Below are 7,814 nucleotides of genomic sequence, written 5' to 3'. Positions count from 1 at the left end.
GGCCGGACACCCGTTCCTGAGGAACCGGGTCGTGGCCGAGGCCTGCTTCTCGCCGAGCGACGCCGAGAGCGGCATCGCCAGCCTGTGCCCGAACGGCGCCGACGCGCAGGAGGGCGCCGGTGCGGCCAACACCGCGGCCGGCCCCTGCGCGACCATGCCCGCCTGCGACCACGGCACCCACGTGGCCGGCATCGCCGCGGGCAACGGCAGCGGCCTCACGGGCGCTCCCAAGAACGGTGTGGCGCCCGGCGCCGACATCGTCGCCGTCCAGGTCTTCAGCCAGTTCACCACCGAGGAGTTCTGCGGTGGCGGCGCTCCCTGCGTGGGCAGCTTCCAGAGCGCCCAGCTCAAGGGCCTCGAACACGTGCTGAAGCTCAAGCGGGCCGGTACGCCGATCGTCGCCGCCAATCTCAGCCTCGGCAACGGCCGTTACGCCACCGCCTGCGACAGCGACCTGCGCAAGCCGGTCGTCGACAGCCTGCTGACCGCCGGCGTGGCCACCGTGATCGCGGCCGGCAACAACGGGCACACCGACGCGGTGAGCATGCCCGGCTGCATCTCCTCCGCCGTCACGGTCGGCTCGACGACCGACGACGACGAGCTTTCGGCCTTCACCAACCGGGGCCCGCTGCTCGACCTGTTCGCCCCCGGCACGGGCATCGTCTCCTCCGTGCCCGGCGGCACCTACGCCTCCAAGAACGGCACCTCCATGGCCGCGCCGCACGTGGCCGGCGCGTACGCGGTGCTCAGGCAGGCCTTCCCCACCAAGAGCGTCGCCGACCTGACGGCCCTGCTCAAGAGCAGTGGCCGGGGCGTCGTCTACACCGGTGCCACCACCCCCCGGATCGACCTCGGCGCCGCCGTCACCGGCGGGGGCACCGCCCCGAAGCCGGCCGGCATGACCGACTTCAACGGCGACGGCGCGGAGGACATCGCGATCTCCGACCCGCAGGCCACCGTCGGCACGGACGCCAAGGCCGGTCTGATCCGCATCGTGTACGGGGGCGGCAAGGGCACCGCGGAGATCAGCCAGGACCTGGACTGGGTGGCCGGCGGCTCCGAGGCGGACGACTACTTCGGCGAGACCCTGGCCACCATCGACTGGAACAAGGACGGCTTCACCGACCTGGTCGCCGGAACCCCGAGCGAGACCGTCGGCACCGCCACCGACGCGGGCTTCGTGGACATCCTGTACGGCGCGGCCGGTGGCCTCGGCACCGGCACCCTGAAGGCCACGCACCTCGAACAGGGCTCCGGTACCGGCGGAATCGCGGCTTCGTCGTCCGAGGCGGGCGACCGCATGGGCCACCGGATCGCGGCCGCGGTGAACGACGCCGGCCGACCGTACCTGATCATCAGCCTGCCCGGCGAAAGCATCGGCACGGCCACTCAGGCGGGCGCCTTCTTCTACGTGTACGGCACCACCAGCCTGGCGGTGAACCAGGCGTCGGCCGGTGTTCCCGGCGACCCCGAGTCGGGAGACCTCTTCGCCTGGTCCGTGGCCGCCGACCAGAACTACATCGCCATCGGCGCCCCCAACGAGGCCATCGGCAGCACGGCGAAGGCCGGCGGCGTCGCGATCTTCGACGCCAACCGCTTCGACTCCGGCGGCCGTCCCCTGCCGCTCGCGGGACTCGACCAGGACAACGCGGCCATCTCGGGCGGTTCCGAGGCGGGCGACCAGTTCGGTTACGCGGTGGCCATGGCCCCGTTCCGGGCCAGCGGCGCCCCGGCCGCCACGGAGTCGATCCTGGCGATCGGTTCGCCCGGTGAGAGCGTGACGGTCGGCACCGAGGACCGCGCCAACGCGGGCCGCGTGGTGCAGATCCGCATCAAGCCCGACGGCACCTGGAGCTACCTGCGTGAGCTGAAGCAGGGCACCGCGGACGACGACGTGTCCGGTACCTCCGAGGTCGGTGACCGCATGGGCGAGTACCTCACCGCGGTCAACACGGCCCCCGGTTCGGTGAGCACCGTGGCGTCCATGCGGCTCGCCGTGGGTACGCCCGGTGAGGACCTCGTCACCACCGCCAACGCGGGCGCGATCCACACGTTCTCGCTGGCCGGCTCGGCCGGTACGAACGACCGCTGGATCGAGGCCGGCGACGGCGACGGCATCCCTGGTCCGCCCGGCGCCAACCAGTACCTGGGCAAGAACATCCACTTCACGGCGACGAAGCTGTACGTGGGCATGCCCTTCGGCCCCCTGGCCACGGGCGCGCTCCACGCGCTGCCGATGTCCAACGTGACCCAGGGCGGCACGGTCGCCCCCACCACCACGTACAAGCCCGGCTCGGGCGGCCTCCCGGCCAACGGTGTGGCCTTCGGCTACTCGGCGCGGTAAACGGCCGGCGCCGCGTGCGGCCCCCGAAGGCTCCGGCCTTCGGGGGCCGTACCGGTCTTCCCCCTCCACCGGCGCCGGCGGGACGCCGGCGTCGTCCCCGTGACCGGACCGCGTCTCCCGGTTCCGCCTGCGCCGCCTCGATCTGGTCGATGGTCAGGCCTGCGGGTCCAGCTGGTCCGGCGTCCGCCATTCGCGACGAGGGCGTGCGGACGTGTCTCCTCGGTCACCCCCGCGACAGGCCCTGGGGGGCGGGCCCAGTGGGTTCCGGTCGATGTACGCCGTCCGCCGGTCGGCGTACCGCTCCCCCGCCAGGGTTTCGGTGCGGGAGGCGGTCGCGGAGGCCACCCGGGTGGAGGCGCCGCTGCCGGTGACGGTCGTGGCGTTCCTCGCGAGCCCGACGCGGGGAGGCGGCGCGCGCCGCGCCGTCGACGCGGACCTGGCCGCGTTCCCGGTGGGCCACGAGGAGAGCGCGGTCCGCCGCGCGGTCGCCCACAGCCCGCATGTGCCGACGGCGCTCGCTCGCGCCCTCGGGTCGGACACGGACCCCGGCGTGGGTGCTGGACGAGCCGGGTAGCGGCGCGGGCCGCCGCCGGCAACCCGTCACTGCCGGTGCCGCCCGTGCACCGGATGCTCGGCCTGGCGGGCGCCGGGCACTGACGCGGGCCGGGTGCGGAAGGTGCGGCGGTAGGTGTCCGGGGGGACGCCGACGGTGCGCTGGAAGTGGCGCCGCAGGGTCGTCGCGGTGCCCATGCCGGTGCTGGCGGCGACGGTGTCGACCGTGTCGTCGGTGCTCTCCAGGAGCTCCTGGGCGTAGCGGATGCGCTGGGTGAGGAGCCACTGGAGGGGGGTCGTACCGGTGACCGCGCGGAAGTGACGGGTGAGGTGCCGGCTGCTCAGGCCGGCCCGGCGGGCCAGGTCCTCCACCGTGAGGGGCCGGTCCAGGTGCTCGACCGCCCAGGACAGGACGCCGGCGAGCGGGTGGTCGCCGGGGGTCGGGACGGGGGCGGTGACGTACTGGGCCTGGCCGCCGTCGCGGTGCGGGGGGACGACCAGGCGGCGGGCGAGGGCGTTGGCGGTGGCCGCGCCGTGGTCCCGGCGGACCAGGTGCAGACAGAGGTCCATGGCGGCGGCCTTGCCCGCGGAGGTGAGGACGCCGCCCTCGTCGACGTAGAGGACGTCGGGGTCCACGGTCACGCGGGGGTGGCGGGCGGCCAGCTCCCGGGTGTGCGCCCAGTGGGTGGTGGCGCGTCTGCCGTCGAGCAGGCCCGCGGCGGCGAGGACGAAGGCGCCCGTGCAGAGGGAGGCCACGCGGGCTCCGGCGTCGTGGGCCGCGCGGACCGCGTCGACCAGTGCGCGGGGCGGGTCCCGGTCGATGTCGGCCCAGCCCGGGACGATCACGGTATGGGCGGTGGCGAGGCCGTCGAGGCCCTCGTCGGGCTCCAGCCGGAAACGGCCGGCGCCCGCGGCGGCCGGCCCGCAGATCCGCAGGTCGTACCAGGAACGGGCGGGCTCGGGCGGACCGGAGCCGAAGACCTCGCAGGCGAGGGCGAGTTCGAAGTGGAGCATGCCCTCGGTGAGGGCCAGGGCGACCGTGGTCATGTCCGGAAGTGTACGGGTCATGTCGTTCCGGACCATCGCGGAGGAGCGGCATGCCTGGTGGGATGAGGGGGACGGAGCGCGGTGGACGACCGCGCCGGACCGGGCGAGAGCGGGGGAACCCATGGGAACGGCAACGGGTACGACGGCGGAGTCGGGGCAGGGGCTGCCGGTGGTGGTGTTCGGGGCGTACGGGCACACGGGGCGGTTCGTGGTCGCGGAGCTGCGGCGGCGCGGGTTCACGCCGGTGCTCAGCGGCCGGGACGCGGGGAAGCTGGCGGCGATGGCGCGGGAGACCGGCCTGGAGGCCCGTACGGCGTCGGTGGACGATCCGGCCTCGCTCGACCGCGCGCTGGCCGGCGCCGCGGCGGTGGTCAACTGCGCCGGGCCGTTCGCCGTGACGGCGGCGCCCGTGATCGAGGCGGCCCTGCGCAACGGGGTGCCGTATCTGGACGTGGCGGCCGAGATCGAGGCCAACGCGGACACGTTCGCGCGGTTCGGGGACCGGGCGCGTGAGGCGGGAGTGGTGGTCGTGCCGGCCATGGCGTTCTTCGGGGGGCTCGGTGATCTGCTGGCGACGGCGGCGCTGGACGGCGGGACGGCGGCCGGGGAGGTGCGGGTCGGTTACGCGCTGAGCGGCTGGCATCCGACGGCGGGCACGCGTGCGGCAGGGGCGGTGTCCCGGGATCGGCGGGGCGGGCGCCGTGTGCGCTTCGCGCGGGGGCGGCTGGAGTACCGGGACGACGCCGCGCCGGCGCGGGAGTGGCACTTTCCCGAGCCGTGGGGGACGCGCGAGGTGATCGGCGAGTTCACGATGGCCGACGTGGTGACGCTGCCGAGCCATCTGTCCGTCCCCGAGGTGAGCACCGCCATGACGGTCGAGGCGGCGCGGGACGTCGTGGCGGCGGACACTCCGGCGCCCGGGGCCGTGGACGCCCAGGGGCGGTCCGCGCAGACGTTCCTGGTGGACGTGGTGGTCCGCGTGGACGGCGCCGAGCGGCGCGCGGTGGCCCGGGGGCGGGACATCTACGCGGTGACCGCGCCGCTGGTCGTGGAGGCCGTGGCCCGGGTGCTGTCGGGGCGGACGCGGGTGGCGGGCCTGGCGTCGGCGGGCGCCATGTTCGACGCCCCGGACTTCCTGGACGCGCTGGGCCCGGACCTCACCTGGGAGCGGCTCGGCTGACCCCGTGCCGGACAGCCGGCCGCACCGCCGACGACCTGGAGGCCGCCGCCCCTTCACACCGTCAGGAGGCTGGGACACCCCCGCCTCCTGACGGCCTTCGCGCCCCGCCGGCACTGCGGCGGGGCGCTCCTCTTCGCGCGCGCAGGGCGACTTGACTCTCCGCCGGGGCCTTTCTTGTGGGCCACCGTGCCCCTGCCTAGCTTTCCGGTGGCGGGGAGGCCGGTCCGGCGCCTCCGACCCGGGGTTGCAGGTGCCACTTCACGAGAGCGGGGGACCCCCTTGACCGACCACATCGCCGACGCGCTCGCCCGGCCCGGTCCGACACCCGCGCGGGTGCACAGGTACGCGGCGGAGGCGGGGAGACCGGGAGACGCCGAGGGTACGGCTCTCACGGGGTTGCCCGCGGAGGTGGTCCCGCACCGGGCCCGCGTGGCCCCCCAGCACCTGCGACCGACGGCCGGCCGGGTGGCGGGCGGTGCGCGGTGAGCCGGGTACGGAGGCTGCTGCCGCCCTGGTGCGACGGGCCGGTTCTGGTCCTGCTGGCCGCCGCGTTCGTGTCCGGCGCGGGCGTCTTCCTGGTCGTCCCGTACCTCGCGCTCCATCTGCGCGACGGCGCGGGTCTGTCGTCGGCGGCCGTGGGCCTGCTGCTCGGGCTGAGCTACTGGAGCACCCGGGTGTCGGGGCTGGCCGCGGGCGCGCTGACACACCGGTGGGGCATGCGCCGGGTCATGGTGCTCGGCAACCTGCTGCGTGTCGCCGGTTATCCGCTGCTGCTGGGCGACTCCCTCGCGCAGGTGACCTGCGCCGTGCTGCTCATCGGCACGGGCGCGGGCGTGTTCTCCCCGGTCGCCCGGGCCGCGCTGCTGCGGGCGGTGGCCGGCGAACACCAGCTCAGGGCCGCCTCGGCGCGCGCCACGTGCGCCAACGCGGGCATGGCGCTGGGGCCGCTCGTCGGCATGCTGGTGTTCGTGCGGGGGTCCGCGGCACTGTTCGTGCTCGCCGCCCTGGCCTTCGCCGCGCTGAGCCCGCTGCTGTGGCGGCTGCGGCTGCCGGAGGCCGGGGACGGCTCCGGGGCGGGCCCGGCGTACTGGCGCGGCGCGGTCGCGCTGGCCGGCCGCCGCCCGGTCCTGCTGATCACGGCGGCCACGACGCTGCTCGGGCTCGCCGTCGTCCAACTGGAGAGCGCCTTCCCGCTGCTGGTCGTGGACGGGGCCTCGGTCTGGCCGGCCGGTGGTCTGTTCCTGGTCAACGCGGCGCTGCTGATCGTGGCCCGGCGGCCGGTGACGAGGGCGGTGGCCGGACGCGGTGTGCGGCCGGTGTTCGTGGCGGGCTTCGCCCTCTTCGCCGCCGCGTTCGTGCTGCTGTCCGCGCCGGCCTCGTGGTGGCCCCTGTGGCTCCTGGCGATCGTCGTGTTCGGCGTGGGCGAGGTCGGCGTGAGCCTGTGGATCGACGACCGCGTCCGGGCGCAGGGCGCGGACGACGCCACCACCGTCTACGGCCTGTCGGGCGTGGGCGACGCGTGCGGTGGGCTCGTCGGAGCCCTGTTCGGCGCCGCCCTGATCGGTGGTGCGGAGCACCGCACCGCGGCGGGGGACGGCTGGAGCGGTTACTGGGTGCTCGCGCCGCTGCTCATGGCCGCCGTGCTGGCGCTGACCCCGCTCCTTCCGGCATCGGCGAGGACGGGCGGGCCCGGGCCCGTGCCTCCGGCGGATCCCGGGACGAAGACGGAGCCCGGGCACGCCGCCGGCCGCCCGGCGGCCCCGTTCGCTCCTCCCGTTCCGGCCGGCCGGAACGAGGCGGACGCCCGCCCGGGCCACCTGGATTCGCTTCCCGTGGTCCGCCTGGACGACTTCGGTGCTCTGACCAAGGAAGAGGTTCGGCGATGACCGCGGCCGCCCTCGGCATCGGTCACGGCGCGGGTTTCGCAGTGTCCGCCGCGCCGGACGGGCCCTCGTCCGCCCGGAGTCGGCCGAGGGGATCGTACGCGGGGCTGGTGCGGGTCCTCGCCGGGAGGCGGCTGTCCGGGGTGTCCTCGGGGTTCGCCACGGCCGGCTTCCTGGCCGGTCCGCGCGGGCGGCCGCCGCACGGGGAGGCCGAGGGGTTCCGGTCGGGGCCGCCTGACGCGCCGGCCCACCGCGCGGAGACGGGCCGCGAGGCGCTCGGTCCCACCGAGGCGTACGCCGGGCGGCGGGGCCGGGCCCCGGTCGCCGGCCGGTCCCCCATTTCTCGGCACGGACACGATCGGCACGGACACGAGAGGACCTCCGCGTGAGCACGGACATCCACCGGGCGGGGGACATGGACGCCGTGGCGGGCCGCTGGTCCCCGCTGGCCCGTACCCTCCACGCCCTGCCCAACTGGCTGCGGGCGGCGGAGAGCCGGGACGGCGGCGAACGGCACTACACCGTGTTCGACGGCCCGGACGGCCCGCGCGGGGGTCTCGTCGCCCGCCTCATGGGCGAGGACGGCCGGTTCCGGGACAACCCCCTGGCGCAGCTCGTCCGCCCCGACTCCGCGATGCGGCGGTTCCTCGGTCCGGAGGAACGGCGGCGGCTCGCCGCGCACGCGGAGAGGCTCGCCGCGGCCGGTGACCGGCTGTACCCGGCGCTGGTCTCCGTGCTGCCCGGCGGCTGTCTGCCGGGTCTGTTGCGGGGTCCGGCGGTGGACGCGGGCGTGGTGGGTGAACTGCTG

General features: G+C 75.6%; 6 protein-coding genes. 5 read left to right on the top strand and 1 reads right to left on the bottom strand.

The window, feature by feature from the left end; translation table 11 throughout:
• The coding region (locus tag RIF68_RS19620; RefSeq protein WP_309052583.1) for a S8 family serine peptidase at positions 1-2,344 on the top strand (2,344 nt) is incomplete at its 5' end.
• 271 nt (positions 2,345-2,615) lie between these two features.
• On the top strand, positions 2,616-2,918 hold the full coding sequence (locus RIF68_RS19615; RefSeq protein WP_309052582.1) for a hypothetical protein: 303 nt from the start codon (positions 2,616-2,618) through the stop codon (positions 2,916-2,918).
• A 26-nt stretch (positions 2,919-2,944) separates the two neighbouring features.
• Here RIF68_RS19615 and RIF68_RS19610 read toward each other — a convergent pair whose 3' ends face one another.
• A complete protein-coding gene (locus tag RIF68_RS19610) occupies positions 2,945-3,943 on the bottom strand; it encodes a helix-turn-helix domain-containing protein (RefSeq protein WP_309052581.1) in 999 nt (332 codons plus the stop codon).
• Positions 3,944-4,064: 121 nt separating this feature from the next.
• Between RIF68_RS19610 and RIF68_RS19605 the strand changes: the two genes are divergently transcribed.
• The 3 genes from RIF68_RS19605 to RIF68_RS19595 form a co-directional block, all read left to right on the top strand.
• Positions 4,065-5,123: a saccharopine dehydrogenase NADP-binding domain-containing protein gene (locus RIF68_RS19605; RefSeq protein WP_309052580.1), complete on the top strand. Its 1,059-nt coding sequence runs from the start codon at positions 4,065-4,067 to the stop codon at positions 5,121-5,123.
• A 482-nt stretch (positions 5,124-5,605) separates the two neighbouring features.
• Positions 5,606-7,009, top strand: coding sequence for an MFS transporter (locus RIF68_RS19600; RefSeq protein ID WP_309052579.1), 1,404 nt, complete (start codon positions 5,606-5,608; stop codon positions 7,007-7,009).
• Between the two features lie 382 nt (positions 7,010-7,391).
• The coding region (locus RIF68_RS19595; protein ID WP_309052578.1) for a hypothetical protein at positions 7,392-7,814 on the top strand (423 nt) is incomplete at its 3' end.

Origin of the sequence: Streptomyces sp. (assembly GCF_031178505.1) — a bacterium.
Taxonomy (GTDB): domain Bacteria; phylum Actinomycetota; class Actinomycetes; order Streptomycetales; family Streptomycetaceae; genus Streptomyces; species Streptomyces gulbargensis.
Note: the sequence above shows the minus strand (reverse complement) of the source record. Positions and strands in the feature narration are given on the sequence as shown.